The sequence below is a fragment of the Mycobacterium shunyiense genome (assembly GCF_058270035.1).
The window spans coordinates 194199-211313 of sequence record NZ_JBZDPT010000034.1; the positions used below are offsets into that span (position 1 = coordinate 194199).

Consider the following 17115-nt stretch of genomic DNA (forward strand, 5'->3'; position numbering starts at 1 on the left):
CTCAGATCTGGCTCTGGTCGCGTAAAAACGGTCTACTTCACTGCTTTTCGTGCCCGCTTCCGCGGAGCTGTGGGAACCGGATCCTGGATACGCGGCCAGGGCCTGGCCTCCTCCAGCTCGTACGCCAGCTCCAGCAGCAGCGCTTCGCGGCCACGGGTCGCCGACAGCATCATGCCCACCGGAAGGCCGGTTTTCGTCTGGGCCAGCGGCAGCGAGATGGCCGGGTCCCCGGTGGCGTTCTGCAGCGGTGTGAACGCCACCCAACCCAGCAGCCGGTCGATGATCTGCTGGTAGTCCGCCGTGGGATCGAGCCGGCCGATTTCCAGGGTGGGCTCGGCCAGGGTGGGCATGAGCACCGCGTCATAGCTGTTGGACAGTCGCTCGGTGATCCGCCGCGACCGGGCCAGGTGGGCGATCGCCGCCGGGACCCGATACAGGTTGCGCGATGCGTGTCGTTCCAGGCCCAACGTGAGATTGTCGAGCTTGTCGCGGTCGAAGCTCGGGCCGAAGGATCGCTTCCCACCGCGTACCAACGCATAGGCCAGGAACGACCAGTACAGCAGGAAATCATCCTTGAACCGGGGCTGGACCGGATTGCCGATCACGGTGATCTGGTGCCCCAGCTCCTCGAGCAGCGCTGCGGTCTTGTGGGTCAGCTCGGTCATCTCCGGGCCGGCATCGTGCACGACGGACTGCGTGCACACCGCGATGCGCAGACGCTGTTTGCCCGGGCGGCTGACATCGCCGATCGGTGGCAGTTTGGGGTTGCGGTAGACGCGTTCCATCTCCCGGTACAGCGCTGCGGTATCACGCACCGACCGGGTGAGCACGCCGTCGGCCACGATCCGCAACGGCATCATCCGCAGATCGTGATCCTGCGGCAGCCGACCCCGGGTTGGCTTGAGACCGACGAGCCCGTTGCAGGCCGCCGGGATCCGGATCGATCCGCCGCCGTCGTTGGCGTGCGCGATGGGTACGACTCCGGCCGCGACGAAGGCACCCGAACCCGACGAGGACGCGCCCGCGGTATAGAGCGGGTTCCATGGATTGCGCACCGGGCCGAGCCGAGGGTGCTCGCACGCCGCGCTGAAACCGAATTCCGAGAGCCGGGTCTTTCCCAGCGCCACGAGGCCGGTGGCGAGGTAGGCGCGGGCGAAGTCGCCGTGCGACGTTTCGGCGCGGGGTTCCCACGCATCGGTGCCGCGCATCGTCGGCATGCCCTCGACCGCGGAGTTGTCCTTGACGAAGGTCGGGACACCGTCGAAGTACCCGCCGTAGGGGCTGGGGGCGGCGCCGCGGGCGTGGGCCCGGTCGAAGGCCTCGAATGCCAGCCCGTTGAGGGTGGGATTGACCGCCTCGACGCGCGCCACTGCCGCCTCGATCAGGTCGGCCGCCGATACCCGGCCGGCTCGCAGCTCTTCCACCAGGCCGACGGCGTCGTGTTCACCGAGGGCGTCGTCGCCGAAGGCGAAGATTCGACTCATGACCAGACGGTACCAACTGGTACCGATCGGGCGGCGGGCTCTCGCCGCCCAACCGCCGCTTACTGCGTCCGGGCCACGCTCTGCAGCACAGCCAGATGCTCGTCGACGGTCCGCAGACCGGCTCCCATGGTGTTCACGGTGACGTGGGTGGCCCCGGCGTCGGCCCACGCGGCGATGTCGGCCACCACCTTGTCCGGATCGCCGGTCCAGGTCACCCGACCCTCCATGCCGATCCCGGCGGGATCTCGCCCGGCGGAGACAGCCGCACGCTCAACCCTGGCCCGGGCGTCGTCGAGTTCCAGCCCCGGCCCGACCATCGGGAACCAGCCGTCGCCGAGTCGCCCGGCCCGCTCCAGGGCGCGAGCGGAGGCAGCGCCGAACCACACCGGGATCGGACGCTGCACCGGCAGCGGCGCCAGACCCGCACCGGTCACCCGGTGGTGGCGACCTTCGAAGGTCACCGACGATTCGGTCCACAGCCGACGCATCAACTCGACCTGCTCCTCGGACCGCTTGCCACGGTTTCCGAAATCCTCGCCGAGCGCCTCGTACTCGACCGCATTCCAGCCCAGCCCGACGCCCAGGCGCATCCGCCCACCGCTGAGCAGGTCGACCTCGGCGGCCTGCTTGGCAACCAGAACGGCCTGGCGCTGCGGCAGGATGATCACCCCGGTGACCAGTTCCAACGAGGTGACTGCGGCCAGGTAGCCGAACATCACCATCGGCTCGTGAAAAGTGGTGTAGAGGTCATATGGGCCCGACCAGTCCCGGTGAACAGCCGGATCGGCGCCGACCACATGGTCGTAGGCCAGGATGTGGGTGTAGCCCAACTCTTCGACACGCTGGCCGTATGCGCGCACCGCTCCCGGATCTCCGCCGAGTTCCGTCTGCGGAAACACCACACCTACGCGCATGTCACCTCCAACACCACTCCCCAACCCATTCGTACCTGCCACACTCCCACATCGGCAAAGCCTGTTGCCCCGCCGTGAGCAACTACCCGGCACCGACCGGGTCACGAATGAACAAAACCCCGCGCTTTCCGGGATCGCCGGAATGAGCGCGGGGTTTTGCGACGGGCGGCGACGGCCGAGCCGTCAATCGGGTGTGATGTGCCGCCCGAGTCTTCTCGGTGTCAGGCCTGACCGACCTCGAACCGCACGAAGCGGGTCACGGTGACACCGGCCTCGTCGAGCAGCGCCTTGACGGTCTTCTTGTTGTCGGACACCGACGGCTGGTCCAGCAGCACGACGTCCTTGTAGTAGCCCGTGACGCGACCTTCGATGATCTTGGGCAGCGCCTGCTCGGGCTTGCCCTCTTCCTTCGCGGTCTCCTCGGCGATGCGCCGCTCGTTGGCGACGATGTCGGCGGGGACGTCCTCACGGGTGAGGTACTTGGCCTTGAGCGCGGCGATCTGCAGGGCGACCGCGTGGGCGGCCTCCTTGCCCTTCTCCGCGTCGCCGGCGGTGTACTCCACCAGGACACCAACGGCCGGCGGCAGGTCCGCGGCACGCTTGTGCAGGTAGGTCTCGACCGTGCCGTCGAAGTAGGCAACCCGACGCAGCTCGAGCTTCTCGCCGATCTTGGCGGACAGGTCGGCGATGGCCTGTTCGACCGTGGTGTCGCCAACCTTGGCGGCCTTGAGGGCATCCACATCGCCGGCCTTCGCCGCAGCGGCGGCCGCCACGACCTGGTTGGCGAGCTCCTGGAATTCGGCGTTCTTGGCGACGAAGTCGGTCTCGGAGTTCAGCTCGATGAGCGCGCCGTCCTTGGCCGCGACCAGACCCTCGGCGGTGGCGCGCTCAGCGCGCTTGCCGACGTCCTTGGCGCCCTTGATACGGAGCAACTCGACGGCCTTGTCGAAATCGCCGTCCGATTCGGCCAGCGCGTTCTTGCAGTCCATCATGCCGGAGCCGGTCAGCTCCCGAAGGCGCTTGACGTCGGCGGCGGTGTAGTTAGCCATTTAAGACTTCTCCTGGAATTACGAAGCGTCAGTGGATGTTTCGGGTGCAGCAGCGGCCTCGCCTTCGGCGGTACCAGCGGTCGCACCGGCGAGCAGCTCCTGCTCCCACTCGGCGAGCGGCTCAGCAGCACCCTCGGTGTCCTGCTTCTCACCGGCACCCTGACCGGCGCGAGCCTGCAGGCCCTCGGCAACCGCGGAGGCGACGACCTTGGTCAGCAGGGCGGCCGAACGGATGGCGTCGTCGTTGCCCGGGATCGGGTAGTTGACCTGATCGGGGTCGCAGTTGGTGTCCAGGATCGCGATGACCGGGATACCGAGCTTGATGGCCTCGTTGACCGCCAGGTGCTCCTTGTTGGTGTCGACGACCCAGATGGCCGAGGGCACCTTCTGCATGTCCCGGATACCGCCGAGGCTGCGCTCAAGCTTGTTCTTCTCACGCGTGAGCATGAGGATTTCCTTCTTGGTGCGACCCTCGAAGCCACCGGTCTGCTCCATGGCCTCGAGCTCCTTGAGGCGCTGCAGGCGCTTGTGCACGGTGGAGAAGTTGGTGAGCATGCCGCCCAGCCAGCGCTGGTTCACGTAGGGCATACCGACGCGGGTGGCCTCTTCGGCGATGGACTCCTGCGCCTGCTTCTTGGTGCCGACGAACAGGACGGAGCCGCCGTGGGCCACCGTCTCCTTGACGAACTCGTAGGCCTTGTCGATGTAGGTCAGCGTCTGCTGCAGATCGATGATGTAGATGCCGTTGCGGTCGGTGAAGATGAACCGCTTCATCTTGGGGTTCCAGCGTCGGGTCTGATGCCCGAAGTGAGCGCCGCTGTCCAGCAGCTGCTTCATGGTCACAACAGCCATGAGCTCATTCCTTTATGTGTCGGTTGTCGCCAGGCGTCGGGTGATGCCAGGCCCTGGTGCCTGCCCGGACGCCGAACCCGATCCGGGAAATCCCAGGTCAGGACCGTCGGCATCCGTGTACGACCCCATCAAGGCGATCAATATGCGCAGACACGCGAAGTCAGCCCGCAAGCGAGCTGCGGGTAGAAGTTTACACGCTGGGCAGGGGTGCTTTTACCACGCGGCAAACGCGGGCCCATCCATCCACAGCCCCCGACTTTGGGGCTTCCGGACCGCCCGGGGTTGACGCTGAACTGAAGCAGTGAGGTTTGCCGTGACGGCGCTGCTGCTCAGTATGACGTGGATCTGGCCGGCGGCCGCCCACGCCGAGACCTCCCGACTGCAGTGGCCGGTGTCCCCCCGACCGACGGTGACCAGGGGTTTCGACGCCCCCTCCCCCAACTGGAACCGCGGCCACCGCGGCATCGACCTCGCGTCCGCGCCGGATCAACCGGTCTATGCCGCCGGCCCGGGAACTGTGGTGTTCGCCGGTGTGCTGGCCGGGCGGCCGGTGGTCTCGCTCGCCCATCCGGGTGGGCTGCGCACCAGCTACGAGCCGGTACAGGCCACGGTCCGGCCCGGACAGACCGTCACCGCCGGGCAGCTGCTCGGCACGCTGCTGGCCGGTCACCCCGGTTGTCCGGTGGCGGCCTGCCTGCACTGGGGAGCGATGTGGGGCGCAGCTGCCAGGGCGGACTACGTCAACCCGTTGGGGCTGCTCGCCGAGACCCCGATCCGGCTCAAGCCGGTGGGTGGGTGACCCCCCTGCACCGCGACCGTGCGTGTCTGCCGACCGCCACGCCGCCAAACATCAGCAGTTCGCGCACGCGCACACGTCACCGAGTGCGGCCTAGGGTCGAAATATGACCGTCGCGTCGCATTTCCACCGCACCCGGCCGATGCGATTCGGTCTGCACACCGCACTCCCCCGCGGTGCCGATTTCGCCGAGTTCGCGCGCACCGTCGAACGATCCGGGTTCGACGTCATGACGATCCCCGACCACCTGGCACCGACAGTGGCACCGTTCAGCGGGGCGGCCACCGCCTGTGCCGTCACCTCACGCCTGCGCACCGGCACACTCGTGCTCAACAACGATCTGCGTCATCCGGTCGACACCGCACGGGAAACCGTAAGCGTGGCAGCGCTGTCGGGTGGACGGTTCGAGTTGGGCCTGGGTGCGGGCCATATGAAGGCCGAATATGACGCGGCCGGACTGAAATTCGACAACGGCGCCACCAGGGTGGACCGGTTGATCGAATCCGTCGACGTGATCCGCCCACTCCTGGCCGGTGAGCCCGTGGACGTGGACGGCGCGCACTACTGCGTGCGGGCGGACGCCGGCTCGCTGGTCGCACCGGCAGGAGTCGACGTGCCGCTGCTCATCGGTGGCAACGGCACGCGCGTGCTGCAGCTCGCCGGCCGGGTCGCCGATATCGCCGGGCTGGCGGGTTTCAGTCACAACCATGACGCCACGGAGGTCCGGCTGACTCACTTCGACGCGAAGGGCCTGCTGGACCGGATCGCTGTTGTGCACGATGCCGCCGGCGACCGGTTCGAAGCCATCGAGCTCAACGGGTTGCTGCAGTTCGTGGTCCACACCGACGACCCCGCGGCCGCGGCAGCCGAGGTGGCCGGGCCGTTGGGCGCCTCGACGGAACTGCTGTTGGAATCGCCGTTTGCATTGTTCGGCAGCTACGAGCAGATGGCCGAGTCTCTGGCCGAGCGGCAGCGTCGGTTCGGGATCAGCTACTGGACGGCGATCGACGCATGGACGGGCCGCGAGTCGGTGCTTCCGCACCTGGCCGAAGTCATCAAGCTGCTGCGCTAACGGCCGACGACGCCCTCCAGAAACCCGGTCATCGCCTCCAGCACAGCGTCCGGACGGTCGCGCTGCACCCAATGTCCGGCTCCTGCAATGATTTTGAGCTCCGCGTCCGGGATCAACTCCGCGGCCGCCCGGGCCCGCGCAACCGGCACGCCCGGATCATGGTCACCGTGGACGATCAGCGCCGGGCGGGGAAACGATGACAACCGTCCGCTGTAGTCCGTGCGCAGCCGGTTCCACCGGACCTGATCGCGTTGCCACTGCTCGAACGCCGAGAATCCCTCCGGTTGGCCCGCGGCAGCCATGACCTCGTCCATCAACGCATCGGTGACCTGGGCGGGGTCGGTGATCAGGGCCTGCATGCTGCGCACCATCGCTCGGCGGTTGGTGCCCACCCACCGCGTCACCGCTCCGAGCAGACCGGTACGCAGCGTCACCCACGTGACCAGTTGCCGCACACCGGACATCGGCCCGTCCGAGAGGCGCGGCATCAGGCCGTAACTGCCCAGCAGCATCGCACCCGTCACCCGCTGCGGCCGGTCCAGGACATGGCCGATGGTCATACCCCCACCGAGTGACAGCCCGCCGATCGCGTAGCGCTGCAGGTCGAGTCCGTCGACGAACTCCCCCACGTAGCCGACCAAACGGTCCTGTGTCACGGGCAACCGCGCCGGCGGACTGCAGCCATAGCCGGGATGGTCGGGCGCGATCACGCGGTAGCCCGCCTCCGCCAACCGGGGGCCGATACCGCCCCAGGACAACGACGCGCTGTCCACGCCTCCACCGTGCAGCAAGACGACGGTCGGCGCCGTGTGGTCGGTGGCCCAGCTGAGATAGGACACCGGCCCGCAGGGCAGATCGACGGTGGTTCGGGTCGGCTCGACAGTCAACTCCGGCACGATCTCCTCTTCAGGCTCGTGGGTGCGCCTGGTCGTGCACCGCGCGCAACCGTTCCACTGTGACGTGTGTGTAGAGCTGGGTGGTGGCCAGCGAACTGTGTCCCAACAACTCCTGTACGACGCGCAGGTCGGCACCGCCTTCCAGCAGGTGGGTGGCCGCGCTGTGGCGTAGTCCGTGGGGGCCGATGGCGGGGGCACCGTCGACGGCAGAGACGGTCTGGTGCACCACGGTTCGGGCCTGACGGGGGTCGAGGCGCTTGCCGCGCGCCCCGAGCAGGAGCGCGGGGCCGGAATCGGCAGTGACCAGCTCGGGCCGCCCGTCGGTGAGCCAGGAGGTCAACGCGACCAGCGCCGGTTCCCCGAACGGGACCGTGCGCTGCTTGTTGCCCTTACCCAACACCCGCAGCACCCGGCGCGGGGTGTCGATGTCATCGATGTCCAGACCGCACAGTTCGCTGACCCGAATACCGGTGGCATACAGCAGCTCGACGATCAACCTGTCCCGCAGCGCGAGCGGGTCACCTTCCTGCACAGCTGAATTCATCGCTTCCATGGCGTCCACTGCCTGGTCGCGGCGCAGCACCGCAGGCAGCGTGCGGTGAGCCTTGGGCACCTGCAACCGCGCGGCGGGGTCATTCGGCAACAGTCCCCGCCGTGTCGCCCAGGTGGAGAAGGTCTTGACCGAGGAGGTTCGGCGCGCCAACGTGGTCCGCGCCGTTCCGGCTGCAGCCTGGGCGGCCAACCACGAGCGCAACCTCGGCAGGGTCAGAGTCTCCAGTCCGCCGCCGGTGAAATCGAACAGCGCAGTCAGGTCACCCCGGTAGGCGCGGCGGGTGTGTGCAGACCTGCCGCACTGCAGCGCCAGGTATTCGTCGAACTCGGCGAGCACATCCTGAACTACGGGCACCGTGCCACCGTGGCAGAACTACGCCCGCGCTGCACCCGACGCGCCGAGCCGCTACCGTCGCGTGACCATCACGGGTTCATCTCGTAGCGGCCGGCCAATCCGCGCACACCTGCCACCACACGATCGCGGCGGGCGCCGTCCGCAACTGGCTGCTTGACGATGTCGAGGGCGCGCTGCTGTTGCACCGCAGTAGCATCCGGATGGCAATGCAGCTTGGTCGCGTGCGTGGACATGTCGGTGACGAGCACCTCGAACAGCTGGTCGATGAAATCGGCGTCGATCGCCTCGGTCTCCGCCTGCTCCAGAATCAGCTGGGCATACGGGATCAGGGTGAACATCTCACCGATCGCGAACAAGAAGTCGACGTTGCGTTGTTGGTCGGCGTTGGGTGTCGCCACCGCCAGCAGCGTCTGCAACGCCTGCGCCTGGGCCAGGAATACAGCGACGTTCGGCGTCGACGAGAACCTGCGCAGCACCGACTGCCAGTCTCCGAACCTGATCTTCGCCAACCCACTGCTCGACCCCTGGCGGAACAAGAAGTCGTCGTTGGTCGCATCCCTGCGCGTCGGAATCTGCGGGACCTCAGCCAGCAACGCCTTGAGTGGTGGAATGCGCTGCGCCACAGGTGAACCAGCGATGACTCCACCGGCAGCACGCAAACCGCCGGCGAGTGCGCTCACCAGCGGCGCCGGGGCCCGGCCGACCGGCAATGCGGACAGCGCCACAAGTCCGACGCTGGACGCGCCGAACATGTAGTTCTGCATGAACTTCAGTGACAGCGCCATGTTGACGTGCACCGTGCCCTCGAGGCGTGGCAATCCAGTGAGGCCGAGCAATGCCATGGTGAAGTACATGTCGGATTCGAAAGCGCGGGCGGCGATGGTATCGGCGAGCAATGTCACGATCTTCTCGCCCTCGCGGGTGACGTTCATCTTCTCGATCGCGTTGAACAACAGGTAGCGCCGGTCGTCCGCGCTTGCGCTGCGCATGTAGTCGATGGCCCGCTCGCTGTAGAGCTTCATCCCGATCAAGCGGGCGTAGCCGTCGGCGAGCATGCGGCGGATCTGCGGGAACTCAGTGACCCGCTGGCCGAACAGCACGCGGTTCTCGGCGTGGGTGACGGCCTCGTACATGGCGTGCTCGCAAGCCCCGATCGCCCCGAATCCGAGGTTGAACTTGCCGATGTTGACGGTGTTGATCGCGGCGTTGAAGGCCGCCTTGCCCTCGTGCAGGATGTCGTCGGCACTGACCGGATAGTTCTCCAGGTCGAACGCCGCGACGTACATCTGGCCGTCGACGACGTTCTTGCGCAGGTGGTAGTTCGAATGCTGGCTGTCGGCGGCGAAAAAGAGGTACCCCTCGAAGTCCTGCGCGGGACGGCGCCGGTCGAGATCAGAACTGTCGATGATCGGTTTGTCGGAGCGACGGCCGAACACCGAGACCATGCCGGCCAGGTTGCCGTTGCCGATGTAGTACTTGCCGCCGTTCGCCGAGTACGACCCATCCGCGTTCGGTGTCAGCACCATGTCGGTCGAGTAGACATCGGCGCCGTGGTCCTGCTCGGACAGCCCGAAGGCGAAGATCTCCCCTGAATCCAACAGGGCGGCAGCCTTCTTGCGCGCCACCGTGTTCTCCGACTGCCAGATCGGACCGAGGCCGAGGATGGTGACCTGCCAGACGTACCAGTACTGCATGCCGTAGAACCCGAGGATCTGACTGTACATGGCATTGCGCGCGGTGTCCCAGCGCTTGTCGGGATCGCCGGCGGCCTCCGACGCCGGAGTCAGGAACGTCGCGAAGATGCCCTCCCGCTTGACCAGGTCGAGAAAATCGCTGTACCAGACCCGATCCCGGTCCTGCTGCTTGAGCCACCGCTTGCCGTGGGACTCGAAGAAGTCGATGGTGGCCCGGAAGATTTCCCTGGTTCTGCTGTCGAACTGGTCGAAGTCGGTCCGGTTCGGGTCGAACAGGACATCAGATCGTGCGGTCACGCCAAACTCCCTAAGTAGGACTGAGATTCGATGAGGCCTTCATCGCTGGGCCGTTGCCCCTGGCCGAACACCCGCTCGTGCTGGCGGGCCCGCAACTCCTTGTGTGCCTCGGCGGGCTTGACGTAGCCGTAGCGCTTGCGCCCTTCTTCCGGGCTGAGCACCTCGGTCGACCGGGGCGGTATACCCATGATGTAGGGGCCCGCGATCGGCACCACCGACGGCGAAATGATCTTGGCCACCAACAGCTTCAACTGGGGAACCCGGTCGACCACGCCGAAGCCGAGCTTGAGCACCGGCCGCACGGCCAGGTCGATCACCCGTGGCTGGTCGAACCCACTGAGCCGGCGCATCCAGCGCGGCATGGTGGCAATGGTTCCGGCGCGCAGGAACCAGTTGAGAACCTCGACGGCCGGTTTCGCAGCACGCGGTGCGGGCGGCAGCACCACCTTGGCGTTGAGCAGGTGATCCATCATCGCGCGGGCGGCCTCGCTGACGGCGAGGTGTGACCGCATCTGCTCGAAGTAGTCGTTGATGCCCTCGCGGGTCCGTGGGACGTCGGCCGGATCGCAGGTCTGGAACTCGGCGGCCCGGGCACAGTCCTGCCAGTAACGGGCCTCCTCCTCGGCCGTCAGCTTGCCGCCGCCGTACAGCTCGTAGGCCTTGAGCACCGAATGCCAGCCGGTGAGCAGGATCCACAGCTGCGACTGGGGGTCATTGGCGTCGTACTTGTTGCCACTCAGGGGTTCCGTACCAATGGCTTTCGAGTGGACTTTGACCAGCACATCGGCGGTCTTGAGCACCGATTCGGTGTCGGCGAAGGCGACCATCGCGAAGTAACGCACGGTCCGGTCGTAACGGGTGCGGGGCCGATCGTAATTGGCGCCGGTGGTATCGACCGCGGCGATCAGTGCAGGGTCGAGTTCCTCGACCACCACGGCACGCTGCAGTCCGATGATCGGCGTGGTCGCATGGCCCCAGACCTTCCAGGTCACCGAATTCGGTCCGAAGAATCCGTAGTCAGCCATCGGCTGCAGATCAGACATGTGACAACTCCTCTGTACGGGATCAGGCGGTGCGAAACGCCCGATAGGTGGCCGATCCGATGAATTCGCCCAATGTGGTTGGGGTCCAGTCTTTTCCGTCGTCATGCAACAAGGTTCGCACCGCGCCTTCACAGGTAGACACGAATTGCTCGACCAGCACCGGCAGCTTCTTGTCGGCGGCGGTGGTGCCCCAACGTTCCAGCGTGGGCGCCAGCCGGCGGGAGACCTTGCCGACCATCAGCGCGCGGCCGTTGCGGAAGTGTTTGGCCACGGCCGGATCCGGGTCGGCGCTCATCACGAGCCGCCACGAATCGGGCCGGCCGGCCACCGTCTCCAGCAGCGCCTGGAAGCCCTCGACGAAGACGGTTTCGTCGGCGTCGGCGCGACCGTAGGGCAGCGCGTCGATCGCCCCCTGGACCAGCAGCGCCAATTCCCGCTCGAGCAATGCCCTCAGCAATTCGACCCGGTCGGGAAAACATGAGTACACCACCGGGCGGGTGACCTTGAGTCGCTGTGCCACCGCACCGATCGTGACCGCGGCGACTCCCTCGTTCACCGCGATCGCCAGCGCCGCATCCAGCACCTGCGGGCGCCGCCGCTCGGGCCCCAGGTGGGCGGCCCTTCCGCGAACGGTTTCTACACTCATGAAGGAAAATGCTACACCTATGAATAATCAATGGCCAGGCGTCATGAGCTGCCTTTCTACGTGTGGCGTTAGCTGCGACTGCTACTCGCGGCTTTCACCGCGGTTCGTCACACTGGAGTGGCTGCCGAGCCCGAGCGCCACTCCAGCGTGACGATGAAGCCGCCAAACCAGCCCACCCGCCGAACGTGGCGTCGAGCGGGCTCCGGAGGTCAGTCGACGCGCCGCAGCGTCTCCGGCGTGAGGTCGGCCAGCGTCGGATAACCGTCGACGCCCATGATCAGGTCGGCCTCGGCGAGCAGCGACCGCAGCACATGGACGATGCCGTCAGTGCCGCCCAAGGCCAGCCCGTAGGCATACGGACGGCCCACACCGACCGCGGTGGCGCCCAGCGCAAGCGCCTTGACGATGTCGGCGCCGTTGCGGATTCCCGAGTCGAACAGCACCGGCAGCCCGTCGGCGGCCTCGACCACACCGGGCAGGCAGTCGATCGCCGGCAGGCCACCATTGGCTTGGCGCCCACCATGATTCGAACAGTAGATACCGTCGACGCCACCGTCTTTGGCCCGCCGGACGTCGTCGGGGTGACAGATGCCCTTCAGGATCAGCGGCAGCTTGGTCAGCGACCGCAGCCACGGCAGGTCATCCCAGGTCAGCGGATTGCCGAAGAGGCTGACCCAGCGCAGCACCGTGGCCTGGGGATTCTCCTCGGGCGGCTGCTGCAGGCCGGCGCGGAACACCGGGTCACTGGTGTAGTTGGCCAGACATTTGCCGCGTAACTGCGGGAAGTTCGAGGTGGACAGGTCGCGAGGGCGCCAACCCGGCACCCAGGTGTCGAGCGTGACGACGATGCCCTTGTACCCGGCCTTCTCGGCACGCTGCACCAGACTGGCGGCCAGGTCCTTGTCGGTCGGTGTGTACAGCTGGAAAAAGCCTGGGGTGTCGCCGAATTCGGCGGCGACGTCTTCCAGCGGATCCTCGGTGAGGGTGGACACCATCAGCGGCACCCCGGTCCGCGCCGCGGCGCGGGCACCGGCCAGGTCGCCGTGACCGTCCTGCCCGCAGATGCCCAGCACCCCGATCGGCGCCATGAACAACGGGGACGGCAGTTTGAGCCCGAACACCTCGACGGACAGATCGCGCTCCCGGTGCGCGTTGAACATCCGGGGCATCAACCCCCACCTGTCGAAGGCGGTGCGGTTGACCTGCTGAGTGCGCTCGTCACCGGCACCACCGGCCACATACGACCAGATCGAGGCCGGCATGGCCGCCTGGGCCTTGGCCTCAAGTCCTGCGTAGTCCATCGGCATGGTCGGCAGTACGCCGGACAGCCCCTGGAGGTAGATCTCGAGTTGGTAATCGCCGAATGCCATGACGGCTACCTTGCCATCTGGCGTCAGCCCGCGGTGTCGGCCTCCGCTTTTGCCAGCTCGGCCTTCCATTGCCGGAACGTCTCCTCGGTGCGTCCACGACGCCAGTAGCCCGAGATCGAGGCGGCCCACTTCGCCGGGACGCCGCGCTCCTTGCGGATGTACGGGCGCAGATTGTGCATGACGGCCTGGGCCTCGCCGTGGATGAACACCTGGACCTGGCCTGGCAGCCAGGCCGCCTCTTTGACCGCGGCTATCAGTGGTGCGTTGTCTCCGGCGTGGTCGTCGCCGACCAGGTCTGCGCGCCCACCCCGGTGGATCCATGTGACCTCGACACCATCGGGAGCGGTGAGCGCGATTTCATCCCCCGGGCCGGCCACCTCGATGAAAACCTTGCCGATCGCGTTGTCGGGCAAGGCTTCCAGTGCTGCGCTGATCGCGGGCAGCGCGGCTTCGTCACCAGCCAGCAGATGCCAATCAGCGGCCGGGTCGGGGGTGTAGGCCCCGCTCGGCCCCATCAGGTAAGCGGGCTGACCGGGTTGGACCGCCGCAGCCCACGGTGCGGCTACGCCCTGCTCACCGTGCACGACGAAGTCAATGGTGATCTCGCCACGCTCGGTGTCGACGTTGCGCACGGTGTAGGTGCGCACCGTCGGTCGCTGCTCGGCGGGCAATTCCTGAAAGCTGTCCAGTGTCAAGGGCTTCGGCAGCGCCGCGACATCGACACCGTCAGGGACGATGGCGATTTTGACGTAGGCATCGCTGAACTCGTTGGGCGAGAACGTGTCGAAGCCATTTTCACCGTTGCCGCCCAGCACCAGCCTGACCATGTGGTCGGTCAGTTGCTCGCGGCGCACCACTTCAAAAGTGTGCACGGGACGTCCTGCCATACCGCCTCCAAAACTCGCTCGGCCGGATCTCTTTATTAGCCGACCTCATCGACTATACGGAGACAGGCCCCGCGCATGGGGTCTACCGGCGCCGGCGCAACCGCCAGCACCCGTCCTCGCTGACGACCATCCCGGCGAGCTCCAACGTCGTCAACGGCCCCAGTATCTGATGCGGCGGAAGGGCGGCGAGCATCGCGATCTCGTCCACGGTGTGGGCGCCGCGCGACGGCAGCGCGTCGTAGACCTGTTTCTCAATCGGCGAGAGCTTGTCGAGCGGCGCCACCGGATGCGGTTCCTCCGACGCGAGTTCGCCTATGCGGCCGACGAGTTCGACGATCTCCTCGGCACGGCCGACCAGATTGGCACCACCTCGGAGCAGCGCATGGCATCCCGCCGATGCCGCCGATGTCACCGGCCCTGGCACCGCGCACACCGACCGGCCCAGCAACTTGGCCCACCCGGCTGTATTGGCCGCACCGCTGCGCAACCCGGCCTCGACGACCACCGTCGCGCCCGAGAGTGCAGCGACCAACCGGTTGCGGGTGAGAAACCGCAGCCGGCCCGGCGCCACGCCAGGCGGATACTCGCTGACCAACAGGCATTCTTGGCGGATCCGGTGGAACAGTGCGCTGTGCCCGGCCGGGTACGGATTGTCGATGCCGCCGGCGACGATCGCGACGGTCATGCCCTCACAGGCCAGGGCGGCGCGGTGCGCTGCTCCGTCGATTCCATACGCACCACCGGACACCACCGTCACCTCGCGCTCAACCAACCCAGCGGCCAAGTCAGCGGTCACGTGCTCGCCGTACGCCGTGGCCGCGCGGGTACCGACGATCGCCGCGGCGCGCTCAGTCACCTCGTCGAGCCGGACCGGCCCGCTCGCCCACAACACCAACGGCGGATGATCATTGGAACGCTTGCGATCCTTGCCCACGCCCAGTGCGCGGAATCGCAGCAGCGGCCACTCATCGTGATCGGGGGTGATCAACCGCCCGCCCATCTTGTCGAGGATGTCCAGATCCTTGACTGCACAATCCAATTCCCGACGGGCCTCGACCCGGCTCGACAACTCCGACTCGACTTCACCGGATTTGACCCGATCGGCCGCCTCGACAGGACCCACCTGCGCGACGAAGGCCGCCAGTTCCGCGCACGGCGGCTCAGCGACCCGTGACAGATAGGCCCAGGCACGCCGGACCTCGTCGGTCATGACACACCCCCGGCCCGACGGAAGCCCAACGCCGTGGCCACGTCCTCACGCGCCGGCATGGTCCGGCCGGCGAGATCGGCCAACGTCCAGGCGACTCTCAAACTCCTGTCGGCGCCGCGCATGCTGATCACCCCAAGGTCGAGTGCGGACCGCAACGGCTCCATGGCGGCTCTGGGCAGTCGGAACTCACGCCGCAGCAGCGAACCGCCGACCTCGGCGTTGGTACCGATCCCGTACGGCTTCCACCTTTCCTGGGCGGCGAGGCGGGCTGCCGCAACGCGGTCACGCACCACGGCGCTCGACTCTCCGACCTGCGGGGTGAATGCTCCGACGCTGACGGGATGCAACTCCACCTGCAGGTCGACGCGGTCCACCAATGGCCCGGACAGCTTGCCGCGATACCGCAGCCTGGCCTGGGCCGAACAGACACAGTCCTGCGATTTGGGCGGCGCGCACGGGCACGGATTGGCCGCCAGAACCAGTTGGAAGCGGGCTGGGTAACACGCCACCCCGTCCCGGCGGGCCAGCCGGATCTCACCGTCCTCCAACGGGGTTCGCAGCGCTTCGAGGGCACTTGAGCCCATCTCGGCGAACTCGTCGAGAAACAACACACCGCGGTGTGCCCGACTGACCGCTCCGGGGCGAGCGAACCCGCTTCCGCCTCCGACGAGCGCCGCCACGGTCGAGGTGTGGTGAGGAGCCACGAACGGCGGCCGCGTGATCAGCGGTGTATCCCCTGCCAGCAGCCCTGCCACGGAGTGAATCGCGGTGACCTCCAACGACTCCCCCGGCGACAACGGCGGCAACAAGCCTGGAAGACGCTGCGCCAACATCGTTTTACCGATGCCGGGAGGGCCGGTGAGCATCAGGTGGTGAGCACCCGCGGCGGCCACCTCCAGGGCGTAGCGGGCCTGAGCCTGACCGACCACGTCGGCAAGATCAGCTGTGGGCTCGGGGGCGCACCCCGGCGCGGCCACCCGCGCCACCAGATCCCCTTTGCCGTCGAGCCAGGCCTGCAGCTGACGCAACGTGCGCACACCGCACACCTCGATCCCGTCCACCAGACTCGCCTCGGCCAGGTTGTCGACGGGCACCACCACGAGGGGCCAGCCCTCCTGCTTGGCGGCCAACACCGCCGGCAGGACGCCGTGGACCGGACGGATACGGCCGTCGAGGGCGAGTTCGCCGAGCAGAACCGACTTTTCCAGCCGGGCCCAGGCCGTCTTGGTGTGCGCCGAGAGCACCGCAGCCGCCAGCGCCACGTCATAGACCGAACCGACCTTGCGCAACGTGGCCGGGGACAACGCCAACGTCAGGCGCGACATCGGCCATTCGTTGCCACAGTTGGTGATCGCCGCCCGCACCCGATCCCGCGACTCCTGCAGGGCGGTGTCGGGCAACCCCACCAGATGCACGCCCGGCAGCCCCGAGGTGATATCCGCCTCGATCTCCACGATGACGCCGTCCACCGCACGCACGGCCACCGAATAGGCTCTGCCCAAACCCATTTCAACCCACCCCCTTGAGGTGCGTCAGCTCGGGTTCTCGGCGGCGGCCGAGGCGCACCCCGATCACGTCGATGCGCAGTGCGGCGAAACGAACCTCCTGCTCGGCCAGCCACAGCGCCGCCAGCCGGCGGATGCGGCGCACCTTCTGGGCCGTCACCGCCTCGGCCAGCCCGCCGAAACCATCGCCGGTGCGGGTCTTCACCTCGACGAAGACCGCCGTGTTGGTGGCGACGTCCACGGCGATCACGTCGAGCTCGCCGTAGCGGCATCGCCAGTTGCGGGTCAGGGTGCGCAAGCCCTGTGCCGTCAGATACTCGACGGCCAGCTGTTCGCCCAGTGCGCCGATCTCGGCCCGTGTCAGAGAACTCATGCCCACACCGTGCGGACCCGGTCCGACAGCATCTGCTCAATCCGGCCGAGTTATCCCCAGCGTCGAGTTCATCCACAGGTCTCGCCCACCCCGGTAGTGTCCTTAGGTGATGCTCAGCTA

Annotated in this window: 16 protein-coding genes; 2 read left to right on the forward strand and 14 right to left on the reverse strand. The window is 67.2% G+C overall.

What is annotated here, in order from left to right; translation table 11 throughout:
• Nucleotides 1–32: 32 nt before the first annotated feature.
• From AC4ELS_RS21005 to rpsB, 4 genes are all read right to left on the reverse strand, one after another.
• Complete coding sequence (locus tag AC4ELS_RS21005) at nt 33–1484, reverse strand: amidase (RefSeq protein ID WP_499049088.1); 1452 nt, start codon at nt 1482–1484, stop codon at nt 33–35.
• A gap of 59 nt (nt 1485–1543) precedes the next feature.
• Nucleotides 1544–2398: an LLM class F420-dependent oxidoreductase gene (locus AC4ELS_RS21010; RefSeq protein ID WP_448446791.1), complete on the reverse strand. Its 855-nt coding sequence runs from the start codon at nt 2396–2398 to the stop codon at nt 1544–1546.
• 221 nt (nt 2399–2619) lie between these two features.
• Nucleotides 2620–3447 (reverse strand): translation elongation factor Ts, encoded by an 828-nt coding sequence (gene tsf / locus AC4ELS_RS21015; protein WP_064886953.1) that lies wholly within the window; start codon nt 3445–3447, stop codon nt 2620–2622.
• Between the two features lie 18 nt (nt 3448–3465).
• Nucleotides 3466–4299, reverse strand: a complete 834-nt coding sequence (gene rpsB, locus AC4ELS_RS21020) for a 30S ribosomal protein S2 (protein WP_064886954.1) — start codon at nt 4297–4299, stop codon at nt 3466–3468.
• Between the two features lie 334 nt (nt 4300–4633).
• On the opposite strand from rpsB, the gene AC4ELS_RS21025 reads away from it, so the two are divergent.
• Nucleotides 4634–5098 (forward strand): M23 family metallopeptidase, encoded by a 465-nt coding sequence (locus AC4ELS_RS21025; protein WP_499049156.1) that lies wholly within the window; start codon nt 4634–4636, stop codon nt 5096–5098.
• Nucleotides 5099–5201: 103 nt separating this feature from the next.
• Nucleotides 5202–6167, forward strand: a complete 966-nt coding sequence (locus AC4ELS_RS21030) for a TIGR03621 family F420-dependent LLM class oxidoreductase (protein ID WP_499049091.1) — start codon at nt 5202–5204, stop codon at nt 6165–6167.
• On the opposite strand, the gene AC4ELS_RS21035 is transcribed toward AC4ELS_RS21030, so the two are convergent.
• From AC4ELS_RS21035 to AC4ELS_RS21080, 10 genes are all read right to left on the reverse strand, one after another.
• Entirely contained in the window at nt 6164–7063 is a 900-nt protein-coding gene (locus tag AC4ELS_RS21035) for an alpha/beta fold hydrolase (RefSeq protein ID WP_448446796.1), read from the reverse strand. The two genes, AC4ELS_RS21030 and AC4ELS_RS21035, sit on opposite strands and share 4 nt — an antisense overlap.
• Nucleotides 7064–7073: 10 nt before the next feature.
• Nucleotides 7074–7970 (reverse strand): tyrosine recombinase XerC, encoded by an 897-nt coding sequence (locus AC4ELS_RS21040; protein WP_065147246.1) that lies wholly within the window; start codon nt 7968–7970, stop codon nt 7074–7076.
• 68 nt (nt 7971–8038) lie between these two features.
• Nucleotides 8039–9961 carry an acyl-CoA dehydrogenase family protein gene (locus AC4ELS_RS21045; protein WP_499049093.1) on the reverse strand — a complete coding sequence of 641 codons (1923 nt, stop codon included), beginning with the start codon at nt 9959–9961 and terminating at the stop codon, nt 8039–8041.
• The gene (locus tag AC4ELS_RS21050; protein ID WP_448446800.1) at nt 9958–11004 is read right to left on the reverse strand and encodes an oxygenase MpaB family protein; all 1047 of its coding nucleotides are present in this window, start codon (nt 11002–11004) and stop codon (nt 9958–9960) included. The genes AC4ELS_RS21045 and AC4ELS_RS21050 overlap by 4 nt, the downstream gene beginning before the upstream one ends.
• A gap of 22 nt (nt 11005–11026) precedes the next feature.
• Nucleotides 11027–11650, reverse strand: a complete 624-nt coding sequence (locus tag AC4ELS_RS21055) for a TetR/AcrR family transcriptional regulator (RefSeq protein WP_499049095.1) — start codon at nt 11648–11650, stop codon at nt 11027–11029.
• A 209-nt stretch (nt 11651–11859) separates the two neighbouring features.
• On the reverse strand, nt 11860–13020 hold the full coding sequence (locus tag AC4ELS_RS21060; protein ID WP_061264661.1) for a lactate 2-monooxygenase: 1161 nt from the start codon (nt 13018–13020) through the stop codon (nt 11860–11862).
• Nucleotides 13021–13043: 23 nt separating this feature from the next.
• Nucleotides 13044–13907 carry a siderophore-interacting protein gene (locus AC4ELS_RS21065; RefSeq protein ID WP_499049098.1) on the reverse strand — a complete coding sequence of 288 codons (864 nt, stop codon included), beginning with the start codon at nt 13905–13907 and terminating at the stop codon, nt 13044–13046.
• A gap of 82 nt (nt 13908–13989) precedes the next feature.
• A complete protein-coding gene (dprA, locus tag AC4ELS_RS21070; protein ID WP_499049101.1) occupies nt 13990–15117 on the reverse strand; it encodes a DNA-processing protein DprA in 1128 nt (375 codons plus the stop codon).
• On the reverse strand, nt 15114–16625 hold the full coding sequence (locus tag AC4ELS_RS21075) for a YifB family Mg chelatase-like AAA ATPase (protein ID WP_499049104.1): 1512 nt from the start codon (nt 16623–16625) through the stop codon (nt 15114–15116). Before AC4ELS_RS21075 ends, dprA begins: the two co-directional genes overlap by 4 nt.
• 1 nt (nt 16626) lies before the next feature.
• Nucleotides 16627–16995, reverse strand: coding sequence for a YraN family protein (locus tag AC4ELS_RS21080; protein ID WP_061264549.1), 369 nt, complete (start codon nt 16993–16995; stop codon nt 16627–16629).
• Nucleotides 16996–17115: the final 120 nt, after the last annotated feature.